18 protein-coding genes and 1 pseudogene are annotated in these 16830 nt (G+C 69.9%); 5 read left to right on the top strand and 14 right to left on the bottom strand.

Going from position 1 to position 16830, the window contains the following annotated elements:
* Positions 1-7 precede the first annotated feature (7 nt).
* Both ABD927_RS06435 and ABD927_RS06430 read right to left on the bottom strand, forming a co-directional pair.
* Positions 8-649: a CheB methylesterase domain-containing protein gene (locus tag ABD927_RS06435; RefSeq protein WP_425570200.1), complete on the bottom strand. Its 642-nt coding sequence runs from the start codon at positions 647-649 to the stop codon at positions 8-10.
* A gap of 11 nt (positions 650-660) precedes the next feature.
* Complete coding sequence (locus tag ABD927_RS06430) at positions 661-1533, bottom strand: CheR family methyltransferase (RefSeq protein ID WP_425570199.1); 873 nt, start codon at positions 1531-1533, stop codon at positions 661-663.
* Between the two features lie 113 nt (positions 1534-1646).
* Between ABD927_RS06430 and ABD927_RS06425 the strand changes: the two genes are divergently transcribed.
* The gene (locus tag ABD927_RS06425; protein ID WP_345247496.1) at positions 1647-3188 is read left to right on the top strand and encodes a hybrid sensor histidine kinase/response regulator; all 1542 of its coding nucleotides are present in this window, start codon (positions 1647-1649) and stop codon (positions 3186-3188) included.
* Positions 3185-3817 (top strand): response regulator, encoded by a 633-nt coding sequence (locus ABD927_RS06420; RefSeq protein WP_345247494.1) that lies wholly within the window; start codon positions 3185-3187, stop codon positions 3815-3817. The genes ABD927_RS06425 and ABD927_RS06420 overlap by 4 nt, the downstream gene beginning before the upstream one ends.
* A gap of 117 nt (positions 3818-3934) precedes the next feature.
* On the opposite strand, the pseudogene ABD927_RS24535 reads toward ABD927_RS06420, so the two are convergent.
* From ABD927_RS24535 to flgB, 12 genes and pseudogenes are all read right to left on the bottom strand, one after another.
* Positions 3935-4183: pseudogene (locus tag ABD927_RS24535) on the bottom strand (response regulator); the annotation flags it as partial.
* Positions 4184-4250: 67 nt separating this feature from the next.
* Positions 4251-5465, bottom strand: a complete 1215-nt coding sequence (gene flgL / locus ABD927_RS06415; protein ID WP_345247492.1) for a flagellar hook-associated protein FlgL — start codon at positions 5463-5465, stop codon at positions 4251-4253.
* A gap of 132 nt (positions 5466-5597) precedes the next feature.
* Positions 5598-7496, bottom strand: a complete 1899-nt coding sequence (gene flgK / locus ABD927_RS06410) for a flagellar hook-associated protein FlgK (RefSeq protein WP_345247490.1) — start codon at positions 7494-7496, stop codon at positions 5598-5600.
* 100 nt (positions 7497-7596) lie between these two features.
* Positions 7597-8757, bottom strand: coding sequence for a flagellar assembly peptidoglycan hydrolase FlgJ (gene flgJ / locus ABD927_RS06405; protein ID WP_345247488.1), 1161 nt, complete (start codon positions 8755-8757; stop codon positions 7597-7599).
* Positions 8757-9893, bottom strand: a complete 1137-nt coding sequence (locus ABD927_RS06400; protein WP_345247486.1) for a flagellar basal body P-ring protein FlgI — start codon at positions 9891-9893, stop codon at positions 8757-8759. Before ABD927_RS06400 ends, flgJ begins: the two co-directional genes overlap by 1 nt.
* Before the next feature lie 10 nt (positions 9894-9903).
* On the bottom strand, positions 9904-10590 hold the full coding sequence (locus tag ABD927_RS06395) for a flagellar basal body L-ring protein FlgH (protein ID WP_345247484.1): 687 nt from the start codon (positions 10588-10590) through the stop codon (positions 9904-9906).
* Positions 10590-11372: a flagellar basal-body rod protein FlgG gene (gene flgG / locus ABD927_RS06390; protein WP_345247482.1), complete on the bottom strand. Its 783-nt coding sequence runs from the start codon at positions 11370-11372 to the stop codon at positions 10590-10592. The genes ABD927_RS06395 and flgG overlap by 1 nt, the downstream gene beginning before the upstream one ends.
* Before the next feature lie 25 nt (positions 11373-11397).
* The gene (locus ABD927_RS06385; RefSeq protein WP_345247480.1) at positions 11398-12141 is read right to left on the bottom strand and encodes a flagellar basal body rod protein FlgF; all 744 of its coding nucleotides are present in this window, start codon (positions 12139-12141) and stop codon (positions 11398-11400) included.
* A gap of 10 nt (positions 12142-12151) precedes the next feature.
* Complete coding sequence (gene flgE / locus ABD927_RS06380) at positions 12152-13411, bottom strand: flagellar hook protein FlgE (protein WP_345247478.1); 1260 nt, start codon at positions 13409-13411, stop codon at positions 12152-12154.
* A 39-nt stretch (positions 13412-13450) separates the two neighbouring features.
* Positions 13451-14110, bottom strand: coding sequence for a flagellar hook assembly protein FlgD (locus ABD927_RS06375; RefSeq protein WP_345247476.1), 660 nt, complete (start codon positions 14108-14110; stop codon positions 13451-13453).
* Positions 14111-14121: 11 nt separating this feature from the next.
* The gene (gene flgC / locus ABD927_RS06370; protein WP_345247474.1) at positions 14122-14532 is read right to left on the bottom strand and encodes a flagellar basal body rod protein FlgC; all 411 of its coding nucleotides are present in this window, start codon (positions 14530-14532) and stop codon (positions 14122-14124) included.
* Between the two features lie 13 nt (positions 14533-14545).
* A complete protein-coding gene (flgB, locus tag ABD927_RS06365; RefSeq protein WP_345247473.1) occupies positions 14546-14959 on the bottom strand; it encodes a flagellar basal body rod protein FlgB in 414 nt (137 codons plus the stop codon).
* Positions 14960-15225: 266 nt separating this feature from the next.
* On the opposite strand from flgB, the gene flgA reads away from it, so the two are divergent.
* The 3 genes from flgA (at position 15226) to ABD927_RS06350 (ending at position 16775) form a co-directional block, all read left to right on the top strand.
* Entirely contained in the window at positions 15226-15963 is a 738-nt protein-coding gene (flgA, locus tag ABD927_RS06360; protein WP_345247471.1) for a flagellar basal body P-ring formation chaperone FlgA, read from the top strand.
* A 132-nt stretch (positions 15964-16095) separates the two neighbouring features.
* Positions 16096-16389, top strand: a complete 294-nt coding sequence (gene flgM, locus ABD927_RS06355; RefSeq protein WP_345247469.1) for a flagellar biosynthesis anti-sigma factor FlgM — start codon at positions 16096-16098, stop codon at positions 16387-16389.
* The gene (locus tag ABD927_RS06350; protein ID WP_345247467.1) at positions 16386-16775 is read left to right on the top strand and encodes a hypothetical protein; all 390 of its coding nucleotides are present in this window, start codon (positions 16386-16388) and stop codon (positions 16773-16775) included. Before flgM ends, ABD927_RS06350 begins: the two co-directional genes overlap by 4 nt.
* The last annotated feature ends 55 nt before the right edge of the window (positions 16776-16830 follow it).

Genomic DNA, 16830 nt, shown 5'->3' with positions numbered 1-16830 from the left:
CACCTCCCTACTCCCCGAACATCCGCCGCCGCTCGGCCACCGCCGCCGCCAGCCGCGCGCCGATCTGCGGCAGCGGCACCACCTCGTGCGCCGCCCCCAGCGCGATCGCTTCGCGCGGCATGCCGAACACGACGCTGGTGGATTCGTCCTGCACGATGTTGTAGGCGCCGGCGCGGCGCAGCGCCAGCATGGCGCGCGCGCCGTCCTTGCCCATGCCGGTCATCAGCACCGCGATCGCCGCCGGGCCGGCCACGCGCGCGGCCGACAGGAACAGCACCTCGACCGAAGGCCGGTGGCGGTTGACGGGCTCGCCTTCCGACAGCGCCGCGGTATAGCCCTGCAGCGCGGGGCGCACCAGCAGGTGGGCGTGGCCGGGCGCGATGTAGACGTGGCCGGGCAGCAGGCGCTCGTCGTGCTCGGCTTCCTTCACGCGCAGCGCACAGTGGCGATCCAGGCGCTCGGCGAAGCTGCGGGTGAAGCCCGGCGGCATGTGCTGGGTGATGACGATGGGCGGCAGGTTGGGCGGAAGGCCGCGCAGCACGTCGCGGATGGCCTCGGTGCCGCCGGTGGAGGCGCCGATCGCCACCAGCACCCGGTGGCCGGGGAGCACCGGCCCGTGGACCGGGCCGTTAGTACCGCAAACGCTCATCGACCTCGGCCCTAGTTGCGCACGTAGACGGTCTTGCCCTGCAGCGAGAACACCCGCTGCCCATGGGAAAAATGCTCGGAATGGCCGACGAACAGCAGGCCGCCCGGCCGCAGCAGCGGCGCCATGCGCTCGACGACCTGCAGCTGGGTGGCGCGATCGAAATAGATCAGCACGTTGCGACAGAATACCGCGTCGAGCGGCCCGCGTACCGCCCAATCGGCGCCCAGCAGGTTCAATTGCCGGAAGGTGACGAGCGCGCGCAATTCGGGCCGGACCCGGTACAGGTCGGGCGCCTCGTGCACGAAGTGTCTCCGCAGCGGTCCTTCCGGAATGCGCGCCACCTGTTCGCCGCGATAGACGCCGCGGCGGGCGGTGTCGATCACGCTGGTGTCGAGATCGGTGGCCAGGATGTGGACCGGCGGCGCGAGCGTGGCGAAGGTCTCGGCGGCCGTCAGCGCGATGGTCCAGGCTTCCTCGCCGGTGGAGGCGGCCGCGCACCATACCTGCAGCACCTCGCCCGGCCGCGCGCGGCGCTTGAAGTGCTCGGCCAGGATCTGGAAGTGGTGCGCCTCGCGGTAGAAATACGTGAGGTTGGTGGTCAGCGCATTGACGAAATGCTCCCATTCCGGCTTGCCGTGCCGCAGCGCGTCGAGATAGGCGCGGAACGAGGTGACGCCGTTGGCCCGCAGGCGGCGCGCCAGCCGGCTGTAGACCATGCTGCGCTTGGCCTCCGACAGCGAAATGCCCGTATGCTGTTTGAGCAGCGCGCGGACCCGTTCGAAATCTTCGCCGTGAAAGGCGAATTCGCCGGGCACGTCCGGCTGCGATGCCGAAAACAGGGGATTTTCCGGCGTAATCGACGGACTGGATTTCAAGCTCACCATTAGCCTTCGTTGTCGCCGGGCAGCCGCCGGCTATCATTGCATCATTATCGGCAGGAAGCCGCACACCTTGACCGCGGCGTCCGCCGCACCACCACGCAATACCCCCACAACCGATGGCAAGCCCCCACCCGTCCCTGCCGGATCCCGACCCAGACCTGCTGTCGATCCTGTTCGTCGAAGATTCGATGGCCGACTTCGCCCTGATGCGGGCCGTGCTGATCAACGCCGGCATGAACGTCTCGGCCCGCTGCGTCGATACCGAGCAGAGCATGCGGCGGGCGCTGGCGGAACAGCAGTGGCACGCCATCATCAGCGACCACTCACTGCCCACATTCAACGGCTACCGCGCGCTGGAGATCGCCAAGGAAGTCGGGTTCTGCGGCCCGTTCCTGATCGTTTCGGGCGCCATCGGCGAGGAAACCGCGGTCGAGGCGATGCGTGCCGGCGCCGACGACTACGTGATGAAGAACAACCTGCGCCGCCTGCCGCCGGCGCTGGAACGCAGCCTGCGCGAGGTCGCCACGCGCCAGCGGCACATGCGCGCCGAAAGCGCGCTGGCCGACGCCCACGACCACCTGAACGCGATCTTCTCGGCCACGCCGGTGGCGCTGTTCGCGGTGGCGCAGGACCATACCGTCACGCTGTGGAGCCCGGCCACCCAGGCGCTGACCGGGCTCGACGCCGCCCAGGTCATCCACCGTCCCTTCACGCTGCCGCATGCCGACGATGCGGCGCGGCTGCTGGCCCTGGTGGCGCCGGCGCTGCATGGCCGGCCGGTCGAAGGCGAGCCGTTCGGCATGACGGTGCGCGGCGAGCAATGCGAGCTGCTGGTGTCGGCCAGCCCGCTGAGCGGCGACCCACCGGCCGGCTGCGTGGTGTCGATGTCGGACGTGACCCACCTGGCGCGCGCGCAGGCCGAGCTGAGCCGCTCCGAACAGCAATTGCGCGAACTGTCGCGCCATACCGAGATGCTGCGCGAGAACGAACGGGCGGAACTGGCGCGCGAGATCCACGACGACCTCGGCGCGCTGGTGACCCGGATCCGCGCCGACCTGGTGCTTGCCCGCCGCCGCTCGCGCGAGAAAGACACCGCCCAGTTGCTGGACGAGGCCGAGCAGCTGGTGGCCTCGCTGGGAGTGGCGATCTCGCGCATCGCGCGCGCGATGCGGCCGCCGGTGCTCGACTTCGGCATCGTCGCCGCCATCGAATGGCAGGCGCGCGAGTTCGCGCAGCACTCGGGCATCGCGATCAATGTGCACACCAACCAGGACGACCTCGCCCTCGGGCTGGAGCAGTCGACCGCGGTGTTCCGCATCTTCCAGGAAGCCCTGACCAATATCTTCAAGCACGCCAAGGCCACGCGGGTCGACATCGAACTGTTTTCCGACGGCACCGCGCTCAGCCTCGAAGTACACGACAACGGCGTCGGGCTGGCGCCCGATGCGCTGCGCAAGCAGACCTCGTTCGGCCTGCGCGGCATGATGGAACGGGTGCACAGCCTGGGCGGCTGGATGGACGTCAGCGGCGGCCCGGGCACTGACGGCTCGGCATCGCGAGGCACTACACTTATGATTTCGATTCCCCTTCATCCCCAGGAGACGGCCATGCCACCCACCCCGGCCAAGCCTGCGCGGCAACGCGAGGATGCAGAATGATCCGCCTGGTCATCGTCGACGATCACGCCATCGTCCGTTCCGGCCTGCGCCAGATCGCCCAGACCGACGGCGGCATCAACGTAGTGGGCGACGCGGCCGACTCGGGCGAACTGCTTGACTTGCTGCGCAAGACCGAGACCGACGTGATCCTGATGGACATCTCGATGCCCGGCAAGAGCGGTCTCGACGCCCTCAAGCAGGTGCGCGAGCGCTGGCCCAAGATGGCCGTGCTGATGCTGAGCATGTACCCAGAAGACCAGTACGCGGTGCGCTGCGTCAAGGCCGGCGCGTCGGGCTATCTGCACAAGAATTCGCCGCCCGAGACCGTGCTGGAGGCCATCCACACGGTGTCGCGCGGCAAGAAGTACATCACTCCCGAACTGGCCGAACAGCTGGCCAGCCACCTGAGCCAGGGCGACGAGCGGCCGCCGCACGAACTGCTGTCGGACCGCGAATACCAGACCATGTCGATGATCGCCTCCGGCCGCACCCTCACCCAGATCGCCGAGGAAATGTCGCTGTCGCCCAAGACGGTGTCGGTGTATCGCGCGCGCCTGCTCGAAAAGATGAAGCTCAAGAACAATTCCGAGCTGACGCACTACGCGCTCAAACACAAGCTGGTGGAGTAGGCGCCAGGATGGTGCCACGGCCTGGCGGCCGCCGTCGGCATAGGCGAGGTCGTCGAAGGCCAGCATCTTCGCCATCGCGATGCCGCGGCCGTGCGGCGCGGGGTCGGCGGCCTGCATGATGACGGGCAGGTCGGCGAAGCGGCGGTCGGCCTTGATGCGGGCCAGCAGGCCCGTGCCGCCCACGCCCGGCATCCGGCGCTCGAGCAGCGCGAGGTCGAACTCCACGCCGCTGTGCTGCAGGACGTCCCATGCCTGTTCGGCATCGCGCACGCCGCACACCCGGTAGGACGACAGATGTTCGGATAGCTGTTCGAGGCTGGGCGGGTCGTCGTCGACCGCGAGGATGTTGAAAACAGACCGCGCCATCGCGCCTGCGCGTCCTTCCGTGACACGGGCCGCTGCGCCGCGGCCCTGCGCCGGGGCGCGGATGCGGTCACAGGTAGTCGAAAATCGACAGCTGCGATACGCGGGTGTAGGTCAACTGCGCAGCCTGCACAGTGTACGTTCGTTTGGCCAGTTCGCCGGTCAATTCGGTCTGCGTCGAAATGTCGCTGCCGACCACGCGCGAGATCTCGTCCTGCACCGCATCGCCGCGCGCGGTGTCGGCGTTGGTGGCGGCGTCGATCTCGTTGATGCGGGTGCCGATCGCGGTGCGCGCCTCCAGCGCGCGCGAGAAGCCGGCGTCGATGTCGAGGCCGGCCGAGAACAGCGCATTGGCGCGCCGCACGGATTCCTGCGGCGAATCGGGCATCTGCAGAGCGGCGATGGCCTTGTCGAGCGAATCGAAGATGCTGGCGTTGCCGGAGGCGCCGATCGACAGCGTGTCGCCGTCGGCCGGGGTGCCGGTGAACGTGACGGTGGCGCCGTTCACCGTAAGCGACTGCGCGCCGGCTGCCAGCGTGCCGGTAGACACTTCCTCGCCGGCGCCGTCGGCCACGCTGTAGGCGCCGTCGGCGCCGAAGGTGACCGTGAAGGGCCCGGCAGCCGACGCCGCCTGCCAGGCGTCGCGATCCGTCGTCGAGATACCGTTCAGCAGCAGGCTGCCCATGTTGCCGTCGCCGGCCGAGACCGTCAGCCCGCCCTTGCCGCCGGGAATGTTGTCGAACAGGTAGGTGCCCGAGAAATTGGTGTCGATGAAGCGGTCGGGGCCGATCTGGCTCTGGCGCACGCCGCCGTCGCCCTGGTAGACCACGCCGTCGGCGGTCTGCACGAAGGGGCGGGTGTCGCGCTTGTAGCCGGCGAACACGTAGTTGCCGTTCTCGTCCTGCGTATTGGCCACGCCCAGCAGCTCGTCGCGCAGGGCCGACAGGTCGGTGGCGATCGACTGGCGCTCGTTGGCGGCCAGGATGCCGCTGCCGCCCTGCACCATGCGCGACTGGAAGGACTGCAGCACGTCGCTGGCATGCTGGATGTAGTTCTCGGTCTGCTGGAGCTGGCTCCTGACGTCGGCCTGGTTCTTGACCATCTGGTTCGACAGGCTCAGGCTGGCGTCGAGCGCCACCTCGCGGCCGGCCGCCACCGGATCGTCGGCCGGGTTCAGCAGGGTGCGCTGCGCCGACAACTGCTGCGACACCTTCAGCAGCGCGCTCTGCTGGTCGGTGATCGAGCGGATGCTGGCGTCGTAGAACTGGTTGGTGCTGATTCTCATCGCTCTGCCCTCGTCATTTCAGTTTCCCCCGCACACGAAATCTGCGCCCCCATCCAGGGCACCGCGGATCCGGCTCCCCGGTCCGCCAGTGCCGCCCCTGGGGAGCGCGCGACGCGCATAGGGGAGGTCCCATCAACCCATGGCGGTGATGAGTTCGTCGAACAGCTGCGAGGCCATCGACAGTACTTTGCCGGCAGCCGAATAAGCCTGCTGGTAGCGGATCAGGCGCGCGCCTTCTTCGTCGACGTTGACGCCGGCGGTGGACTGCTCGGCGTCGATCGCCTGGTCGTAGGCGGACTGCTGCGCCGACTTCGCCACGTTGATCGACGCCGCGCGGGTGCCGACCTGCGACACCACCGCGGCATAGCGGTTGGTGAGCGTGTCGCCGTCGACCAGCTTGGCGGTACCGAGCGCGGCCAGCGCCACCGCGTTGCGGCTGTCGCCCGACGGGTCGCCCGGCGAGGCGCTGATCGTGAAGCGGTCGCCCGCCGCCGGCGTGCCGGTGAAATCGAGCGCCCAGCCGTTGAGCGAAATCGTGGTCGACGACGGCGACAGCGTGCCGCTGCCGAGCACCGTGCCGTCGGTGGCGCGCAGCTCGTATGCCGAGGCGCTGGTGAACACCAGGTCGACCGAGGTGCCGTAGTCGGGCGTGCCGCCGGCCACCGAGCGCAGGCGGCCGGCGGCGCCGGTGCCGGTGTTGGCGGCCGAGGTGTCGATCTGCATCGGGGCGGCCGCGGCCAGTTGCTGCGGATCGGTCAGCAACACCGCCATGCCGCTGGCGGCCGAACCGGTCACGTCGATGTGGAAGGTATCGCCGTCTTCCATCTCGCCGCCGGCCAGTTCGATGTGCAGGCCCGCCACGTCTTGCGGCAGCGAATCGAAGGTGCCCACCACCTCTCCGGAGCCGGCGCGCGTGAGTACGTAATCGCCGTCCACCCGCGTAAGATCGTAATCGTCGCCCGTCAGCGCGCGCGTATCGCCGACGCCCACGCGCAGCACGGCGTCGCCGGCGTTGGCGCGGCCGGCCCAGGCCTGGGGCGCGCCGATCTTGAACAGCGCGCCGCCGGGATCGCCCTGGGCGTCGAGCCCGAACTGCTGTTGCTGGTTGTAGGCCGAGGCCATGCCGATCGCCAGCCGGCCCAGCTGGGAGCTGGCCTGGGCCAGTTCGTTGTCGCGGAACTGCAGCAGCGCGCCGACCTGGCCGCCGTCGATGTCGGATTCGCGCATCAGCACGCTATGGCCGCCGCTGACCAGCCACACGCTGGAACCCGACGGGCTGGAGGGGTCGTCGGCGAACTTGAGCTGCGAGGTGGTGTTGCCGACCACCAGCGGCTGGCCGTTGCTCAGGAAGATGTTGATCGAACTGCCCTGGGTGCTGGTGGAAATGCCGGTCAGCTGGCCCAGCTGGCGCACCAGCACGTCGCGCTGGTCGAGCAGGTCGTTCGGCGCCTGGCCGCCGCCGGAGGCGATCGCCAGCCCGATCTTGTCGTTGTACGACGCGATCGACTGCACCAGCGAGTTCACCTGGTCGACCGCGGCGCCGATCTGCTGGTTGGTGCCCTGCTTCAGCGTGGCGAGGTCCTGGCCCAGCGACCGGAAGCGCGCCGCGGTGGCCTGGGCGGCCGACAGCGCCGCGCCGCGCGACGCCGATTCGTCGGGATGCTGGGAGAAATCGCCGAAGGCGCCGTACAGGTCGTTGAGCGAACTGTTGATGCCGGTCTGGACGTCGCCCAGGCGGTTCATCAGGCTGCTCATCTGGTCGGAATAGGTGCTCAGGTAAGACAGCCGGGACGCCGACTGCGTGGCCTGGCTGGTCAGGAAGTCGCTGTAGGCGCGGCGCACCGCCTTGACGTCGACGCCCTGGCCGAAATAGCCCGCGCCCGAAAAGGTGGAGAACGAGGCCTGCTGCACCAGTTCTTCCCGGGAATAGCCGGGAGTGCCCTGGTTGGAGATATTGTTGGCCGTGACGGTCAGGCCCGCCTGCGCGGCCTTCAGCCCGGTCAACGCGATGTTGACGATATTGGTGGTCATGGTTGGGCAGCCTGCCGGTCCGCCGCGGCGGCGCCGCCGTGTCGTCCGGCCATACAACTAGTCTTAACGGCGGGTATTGCGCCGGCTTGAGCGCGTACTCTCATACCACCACCTTCATCGCATGCCGGATGGTGCTGGCGAGCTTTTCGGCGTAGCGCGGGTCGGTGGCGTAGCCGGCGCGCTGCAGGCCGCGCGCGAACTGCTCGGCGTTGCCCGAGGCGCGCAGCGCGCCGGCGTAGCGGGGGTTGGAGGCCAGCATGCGGGCGTAGTCTTCGAACGCATCCTCGTAGGAATCGTAGGCGCGGAAGCGCGCCGAGACGCGCTCGGGCTGGCCGTTGCGGTATTCGGTGGTGCGGACCTCGGCCACCCGGCCGCTCCAGCCGGTGGCCTTGATGCCGAACAGGTTGTGGCTGGGGCGGCCGTCGCTGCCGCGGATCTCGTGGCGGCCCCAGCCGGACTCTAGCGCGGCCTGGCCCAGGATGTAGACGGCGGGAATGCCGGTGGCCGCCTCTGCCCGGCGCGCGGCGGGCAGGTACTTGCCGAGGAATTCGGCGCGGATCTCGGCGGGGGACGCGGGCGCGCGGGTATCGTTGCCGGCTGCGGCGGCGCGGCCGCCGGCGCGCGTCCCGGCGGCTCGTCCGTCCGCCGCGGCAGCCGATCCCGATGCGGCTCCCGAAGTCGGCGCCGACGCCGCCGGCGAAGGCGGCGTGTCAGGCGGCGCATAGGCAACGAACTTGCCCGACTGGATGCGCCGCGCAGCGCCGGCCAAGCTTGCCGCCGGTAGGTCGCCGCCGGGATCGCCGGCGAAACCCGGCCCCGGCTGCGCGGACGGGCCGCGCCGGCGCGCCAGCTCCAGTGTCGACATCGACGGCGGCAGCCCGCGCAGCGAATCGGGCGACACGGCCTTGCGGTTCAATTGCTGTTCGATCATGTCGGCCAGGCCCAGGCCGCTGTGTTCCGGGACGACGGCGGGCCCGGCGCCCTGCGCGCTGGCCACGCCGGCGATGGACTGCGCCATCTGCTGGTCGAGCATGCTGCGCCAGGTCTGCGTGGCCGGACTGTTCAGCACGCTGGCCAGGCCACCCTGGCCGGCCAGCGAGGTCTGGCGCATCTGCGACAGCAGCGTCTGCGCGAACTGCGCCTCGAACTGGCGCGCCGCCTGGCGCGCGCTGCCGGAAGGATCGCGCTCGGCGCGCAGCCGCAGCGCGTCGAGCGCGCGCGAATCGGCTGCGACGTCGGGCAGCGGCGGCGTGCGGGCCATCAGATGATCTCCAGGTCGGCCGTGAGCGCGCCGGCGGTCTTCAGGGCCTGCAGGATGGAAATGAGATCCTGCGGCGTCGCGCCCAGCATGTTCAGGGCCTTGACCACGTCGGCCAGTTGCGCGCCGCCGTCGAGGTGGACCAGCGCGCCGCCAGCCTGCCGGACCTCGATGTCGGCCCGTTCGGTGACCACCGTCTGCCCCGAAGACAGCGGTCCCGGCTGGCTGATCACCGGCGAGGCGCTCACCGTCACGCTGAGGTTGCCGTGCGCCACCGCGACCGGCGCCAGCCGCACGCTTTCGTTCATCACCACCGAGCCGGTGCGGGCATTGACCACCACGCGCGCGGGCGCGCGGCTGCCGGCCACCTCGATGTCTTCGAGCTGAGCCATGAAAGCGACCCGGGCATCGGGCGACGGCGGCGCGTCGAGTTCGATCACCCGGCCGTCCACCGCGCGCGCCACGCGCATGCCGAAGAAACGGTTCACGGCTTCGACCACCGCGCGCGCGGTGGAGAAATCGGCATCGGTCAGCTCGATCCGCAGCCGTCCGTCGTCGGCGAACGGCGTCGGCACCGAACGCTCGACGGTGGCGCCGGCCGGAATGCGGCCCGCGCTCAGGTGGTTGATCTGCGCCCGGCTGCCGGCGGCCTGCGCGCCGGCGCCGCCGACCGACACGCTGCCCTGGGCCATCGCGTAGACCTGGCCGTCGACGCCCTTGAGCGGCGTCAGCAGCAGCGTGCCGCCGCGCAGCGACTTGGCGTTGCCCATCGAGCTGACGGTCACGTCCACGGCCTGCCCGGGCTGGGCGAACGGCGGCAGCGTGGCCGTCACCATCGCGGCCGCGACGTTGCGCAGTTGTAGCCGCGTACCCGGCGGCACGTTGATGCCCAGGTTGGACAGCATCGACATCAGCGTCTGCGTGGTGAACGGCGTCTGCGTGGTCTGGTCGCCGGTGCCGTCGAGGCCGACCACCAGGCCGTAGCCCACCAGCTGGTTGTTGCGCACGCCCTGCACCGAGGCGATGTCCTTGATACGCGCGGCCCGCGCGGGCCCGGCGGCGACGGTGGCCAGCGCCAGCAGCGCGGCGGCCGCGATGCGCCACGGGGCACCAGGCGCGCGGAGCGGGATCGACGCCATGGACCGCTCCTCAGAAAGGCAGGAACGAGAAGAAGAAGCGCGACAGCCAACCCACCGTCTGCGCTTCGTCGACGGCGCCCGCGCCGCGGTATTCGATACGGGCGTCGGCCACCTGCGTGGAACTGACCGAATTGCCGCCGATGATGGTGGCCGGGTTGACCACGCCCGAGAAGCGCACCCGCTCGGTCTCGCGGTTGGTGCCGATCTGCTTTTCGCCGGCCACCGCCAGGTTGCCGTTGGGCAGCACTTCGGTCACGGTGACCGCGATGGTGCCGGTCAGCGCGTTGGAGGCGCCGGTCTCGCCGCGCGCGTTGAACTTGTTGTCGCTGTTGGACTGGATCCCGAGGCCGCGCAGCAGCCCGCCGCCGGGCAGCTTGTCGATGACGGGGATGCCGACGTTGGCCGAGGCGGTGCGCTGGGCCGAGGTGTTGTTGCGCTGCGAGGAATTGATCTGCTCTTCCAGCCGGATCACCAGCGTGTCGCCCACGCTGCGCGCGCGCACGTCTTCGAACAGCGGCCGGTAGCCGCCCTGCGCGGCGCCGTAGATGGCGCCGGTGGGGCGCTGCGCCGCGGCCACCGCGACCTGGTCGGGCGGGCGCACCGTGGTGGGTTCGGCCACGTCGACCTTCGGCACCGCGCAGCCCGCCAGCATGGCGGCCGCCAGCGCGGCGGCGATGGGGAAGGCGCGGCTTGCCATCACAACTGGGCGATGCGCTGCAGCATCTGGTCGGCGGTGGAGATCGCCCGCGAGTTGATCTCGTAGGCGCGCTGGGTCTGGATCATGCCGACCAGCTCTTCGACCACGTTGACGTTGGAGGCCTCGACATAGCCCTGGTTGATCAGGCCCGCGCCGTTCTGTCCGGGCTCGTTGACCGTGGGCACGCCCGAGGCGGCGGTCTCGCCGAACAGGTTCTGGCCGAGCGGCGCCAGGCCGGCCGGATTGATGAAGGTGGCCAGCTGCATCTGGCCAAGCTGCACCGGCGCGACCTGGCCGGGCACCGTCACTGTCACGGTGCCGTCCTGGCCTACGGTGAATTCCTTCGCGCCTTCGGGCACCACGATGCCGGGATCGATCACGAAGCCGTTGGCGTTGACCAGCTGGCCCTGGCTGTCCACGTGGAAGCCGCCGTCGCGCGTATAGGCCAGGGTGCCGTCGGGCATCTGCACCTGGAAATAGCCGGCGCCGTTGATGGCCACGTCGAAGGCGTTGGAGGTCTGCTGCAGGCCGCCCTGCTCGTCGTTGCGCACGGTGGCCACCGGCCGCGTGCCGGTGCCCAGCGTGAGCCCGGCGGGCACCTGGTTCTGCTGGGTCGACTGGGTGCCGGCCGGCCGCACCGTCTGGTAGAGCAGGTCTTCGAATACCGCGCGGGCGCGCTTGTATCCGTTGGTGCTGACGTTGGCGAGGTTGTTCGAAATCACGTCCAGCTGGGTCTGCTGGGCATCGAGCCCGGTCTTGGCTATCCAGAGCGATCGCATCATGGCGGAAATCCCGTCGGGTGAAAGGCTAGCTCAGCGACAGCAGCTGGTCGGCCGCGCGCTGGTTCTGTTCGGTGTTCTGCATCATCTGCACCTGGAGGTCGAAATGCCGGGCCGCGGAGATCATCGTGACCATGGTTTCGACCGCGCTGACGTTGCTGCTCTCGAGCATGCCGGGCGCCACGCGCACGCCGGGGTCGGCCGGCGCCGCGGCGCCGCCGGCCAGCCGGAACAGGCCGTCGCCGCCGCGCACCAGCTGGCCGGGGGCCGGGTCGACCAGCTTGAGCTGGCCCAGCACCAGGGCGGTCACGCGGTCGTTGGCGGCCACCGACGAAATCGAGCCGTCGGGGTTGACGTCGACGCTGGCATCGGGAGGTATCGCGATCGGCGCGCCATCGACCCCCAGCACCGGCCGGCCGGCGTGGTCGACCAGCATGCCGTCGGGCGACACGGCGAAATTGCCGGCGCGCGTATAGGCCTCTTCGCCGCCGGCGGCGCGCACCGCGAACCAGCCGGAACCCTGCACCGCGACGTCGAGCGGGCGGCCGGTGGCCATCAGCGCGCCGGGCGTGAGATCGGCGCCGGGCGTGGATTCCACTGCATAGGCGCGGGTCGGCATGCCGGCGCCGCCCACCACGGGGGCGGTGCGCTGGGCCGCGATCTCGGCGCGGAAGCCGGGCGTGAGCGCGTTGGCCAGGTTCGAGGCCTGCACGTCCTGGCGCCGCATCAGTTCGCGCGCGCCGGTGCCGGCGATGTAGAGGGCTCGGTCCATGGGCTGGCAGTCAGCGCAGGTTGACCAGGGTCTGCATCAGGGAGTCCTGCGTCTTGATCGTTTGCGCGTTGGCCTGGTAGACCCGCTGCGCGGTGATCATGTCGACCAGTTCCTTGGTGAGGTCGACGTTGGCGTCTTCCAGCGCGCCGGCCCGCACCGAGCCGAAATCGCTGCTGGCCGGGCCGCCCAGGCGCGGCACGCCGGAGGTGGTGGTCTCGGCGAAGTTGTTGTTGCCGACCGAGGCCAGGCCTTCCGGGTTGTTGAAGGTGGCCAGCAGGATCTGGCCCTGCGCGCGCGACTGCTGGTTGGAATAGTTGGCCGTGATGATGCCGTGGTCGTCGATCGAGAAGCTGGTCAGCCGGCCCGAGGTGTAGCCATCCTGCAGCTGCACGTCGTTGCTGAAATCCTGGCCGGTCTGCGTGGTCTGCGACAGGTCGTAGGCGAACGAGATGGGCGCCGCGCCATTGTCGAGGTCCATCGGGCCGATGGTGACGTGGCCGTTGGAGTTGGAGCCCGAGGTATCGAGCTTGCCGTTGTTGCCGAAGGCCAGCGTGGTCACCGGCTCGATCGTGGCCGAAGGCGGCGTCGGCTGGTTGGCGAACTGGCCGTCGATGCTGACGTAGACGGCCCAGTCGCCCGAGTCGCGCTTGACGTAGTAGGTCGACATCATGTGGCTGTTGCCGAGCGAATCGTAGACGTTCATCGACGTGGCGTGCGTGAACGACTGGGAATTGTCGGGATCGAACGGCACATCGGCGGCGTCGATCACGTCGGAGCGCGAATCGATGATGGCGCCCTGGGTGGCGGTCTGCGTGGCGCGCGCCTCGATCGAGTTGACCAGCAACTGCAGCGGCCCCGGCTGCGACATATTGATGTTGCCCGTGGCGTCGGCCGGGAAGCCCGTCAGGCGCATGCCGTTGGCGTTCACGAGGTAGCCGTTGGCATCGCGCTGGAACTGGCCGTTGCGGGTGTAGACGATGTTGCCGTTGTCGTCCATCCGGAAAAAGCCGTCGCCCGAGATCGCGATGTCGAACGGCCGGTCGGTGACCGACACGTTGCCTTGCGTGAAGGACTGGCTCACGCCCGACACCTGGGTGCCGATGCCGACCGTGCCGGTGTTCACGCCCATCGAGGTCGACGCGTAGACGTCGGCGAACTCGGCGCGCGCGCCCTTGAAACCGGCGGTGTTGGCATTGGCCACGTTGTTGCCGATCACGTCGAGATTCTTGCTCGCGGCGTTCAAGCCGCTCAGTGCCTGCTGGAAACTCATCGATGCCTTCCTTGCGCGATGCGGGGCTGCCCGACCGTCTTACCAGACCTGGTAGACGTCGGAAAGATTGACCACGTTGCCTTTCTCGTCGATGACCGACGTGCCGCCGGCGTAGGGGCGCACGGCGGCGATCTGCGCCACCATCAGCGAAGGCGCCACGCCAACGTCGTCGTCCTGGCCGACGTCGACCTCGAAGGTGTAGCTGCCGTCGGGGGCCGTGTCGCCGTTGGCCATCCTGCCGTCCCACTGGAACACGTGCGTGCCGGCGTCGACCCCGGCCACCTGGAAGCGCGCGACCTCGGTGCCGTCGGCATTGCGTACCGCGACCTCGGCGCGCTCGACCGGGATGTCGAGCTGGTAGCCGCCGGTGGCGGTGCCGTCGGCCAGTTCCAGGTCGCTGCCGGTCATCAGCACTTTGCGGCCGATCAGCGAGGCCGATTGCGTCGACTGCAGGCTGCCCATGCTGTAGCCGAGCCACTGCATGGTGCTGTTGAGCTGGCTGATGCCGGTGACGGTGCTGATCTGCGCGAGCTGGGACGTGATCTCGGCATTGTCGAGGGGGTTGAGCGGATCCTGGTTGCTCATCTGCGCGGTGAGCATGGTCAGGAAGCGGTCGGACAGCTCCTGGGCCGACGTGTCGTCGGGCGCGATGCCCGACTGCGGCGACTGCGTGCCGCCTACATTGGGTACGGTGCTCACAGGCGGACTCCTCAGCTGCCCAGCGTCAGGGTTTTCTGCATCAGCGTCTTGGTCGTGTTCATGACCTCGACGTTGGTCTGGTAGGCGCGCGAGGCGGCGATCATGTCGACCATTTCGTCGACTACGTCGACGTTAGGCATGCTCACGTAGCCTTCGGCGTCGGCCATCGGGTGTTGCGGCTGGTAGATGCGCTTGGGCGGCGACGGGTCGGCCACCACCTCGCTCACGCGCACGCCCTGCCCGCCGTCGGCCGCGCCCGGCACCATGTAGGACTCGAACACGACCTTGCGGGCGCGATAGACCTGGCCGTCGGGGCCGGCCACGCTCTCGGCATTGGCAAGGTTGCTGGCGACCGCGTTCAGGCGCTGGCTGTTGGCGGTGAGCGCCGACCCCGCGATCTCGAATGCCTTGTTGAGGGACATGATGGGCTCCGGCTCAGTTGTTCTGGATGGCGCGCTGCAGGGTCTGGATCTGGCCGTTCAGCATCCGCAGCGCGGCGTCGTAGCGCATGGCGTTGTCGGTGAACTGCGTGCGCTCGATGTCCGGATCGACCGTGTTGCCGTCGATGGCCGGCTGCGACGGCGTGCGGTACTGCAGCGCGACGGGCAGGCCGGCACCGGCATCGCCCGCCATGTGGCCGGGCTGGGTGACGGCCATCCGGACCGCAGGCAGCCCCGCGCCGGCGTCGCCCACGGCCGCGCGCAGCGTTGCGCCGAAGTCGAAATCCTGCGCCTTGTAGCCCGGGGTCTCGGCGTTGGCCAGGTTGGCGGCCAGCACCTCCTGGCGCTGGGCGCGCAGTTCGAGGGCCTGGGCGTTGAACTTCAGTTCGTCACCGATGCGATTGATCACAAGAGCTCCTATATGCCCCGCTTCATATGCCCCCTACCCGCTTCGCGGCCCCGGGGGGCGGCGCTGGCGGGCCGGCGGAGCCGGATCCGCGGCGCCCCGGGTAGAGGGATGGCTTGCGCGGAGCGGGCTTTGAGGGGCCACTATCATTATTGGCGTGGACGGCGCCAGGCAAAGAGGGAGTACCGCGGGTTTTTCCTTGCTGTTTCGTTCTTGTGCGGTGGGGCGGCGCGGTAGAGTGGGCCGTCTGCGATATCCGGGATTCCGCCATGAAACGCCTCGCCGCCGCGGCCATGCCGTGGATCTGCGCGCTGTGTATCAGCGCCGCGACGGCAGCCGCCTCTTTCGCGGTGGCCGCGCCTGTTGCGGGAGCCGCATCTGCCGCGGATGCGGCGCTCGAAAGCGCGCGGCAGGCGCTGGCCGAACATGCCGGGCCGGCCGCGCAGGCGGCCGGCGCGCGCATCGAGGTCCGGTTCCCGGCGGCGGCGCGCGCGCGCGCGGGCCTTGCGCCGTGCGCTCCGCAGGCCTTCATCGTACCGGGCGCGCGGCCCTGGGGCCGCACCACGGTCGGACTGCGCTGTACCGACCGCCGCTGGCAGGCGCGCATTCCCGCCCAGGTTTCGGCCTACGCGAAGATCCCCGTGCTGCTGCGCCCGCTGGCGGCCGGCACGGCCGTGCAGGATTCCGACTGGGCGCTGGCCGAGGTGGACTTGGCGGACTGGCCGCGCGGCGCGGTGGCCGACGCCGGGCAGTTGGCGGGCGCACGCGTATCGCGCCCGCTGCGTACCGGCGAACCGGTGCCGCCCGATGCCCTGGTCGCGCCGGGCCGGCTCGACGCCGGTGATTCGGTCCAGGTCATCCTGGTGGGCCGCGGCTTCACCGTGAAAGCCACCGGCAAGGCGCTGAACGCCGCCAACCCGGGGCAATCGGCGCGCGTGCAGCTCGACTCCGGCCGTACCGTGGCCGGCACCCTGCGCAATGACCACGAGATCGAAGTCGGACTGTAGGCCCCGGCCGGCGCCGCCGATTCTTTCTTTGTAAGCAAAAGGCATCCGGCATTAAGTTCGAGCCGGGGGCGCCGATAAAATGCGCATGACCGCACCGGGGCGTTGCCGCCGGCGCACAAACGGAGCCACACCTTGAAGATCACCCGGAAAGGCACGGATGCGATCCAGGGCTCCCGGCCAATGCCGGGCGAGCCGCGGGCGGCGTCCACGCCGGCACCGGCCCCCGGCGGCGAACCCGATTCCATCAGCCTGTCGGCGATGGCGGCGCGGCTGGCGGCCCGCCAGGCCGGCGAGCCGCCGGTCGACGTCGAGCAGGTCGAGCGCATCAAGCAGGCCATGCGCGAAGGCCGCTTCACGGTCGATGCCGAAGCGGTGGCCGACAAACTGCTGGAATTCGAACGCGACCTGCTCCCGCCCGCGCCATGACGCCGTCCGCCCCCCGCATCACGCTCGACTCGCTGGCCCGCCTGCTCGACGCCTTCGCCACCGCCGGCAAGCAACTGGCCGACCGCGTGGCGGCCGGCACCGACGGCGAGATCCACGCCGCCGCGGCCCGCCTGGCCGACGCCGCCCTGGCCCTGGAACGCCAGGCGCCGCAAACCCGCGCCCTGCTCGCCTCCTGCCCGCCCGACGTGCGCCAGGCCTGGCTCGCGCTGATCGAAGAAGCCTCGCCCCCGGTCCGCGTAGGCGCCGAACTCGCCACCCTCAACGCCACCAACTCCGCCGCCCGCCTGGCCGCCCTCGCCCATGCCTGCGGCGCCGACCCCGCCTACAGCCGCTCAGGGTGTATGGAGTTCCCCCCTACGCGCTGACGCGCGCCCCCCAGGGGGCGACGCTGGCCGACCGGCGGAGCCGGATCGGCGGCGT

Origin of the sequence: Pigmentiphaga soli (assembly GCF_039541095.1) — a bacterium.
GTDB lineage: Bacteria > Pseudomonadota > Gammaproteobacteria > Burkholderiales > Burkholderiaceae_B > Pigmentiphaga > Pigmentiphaga soli.
This window is presented reverse-complemented; position numbering and strand designations above follow the sequence as displayed.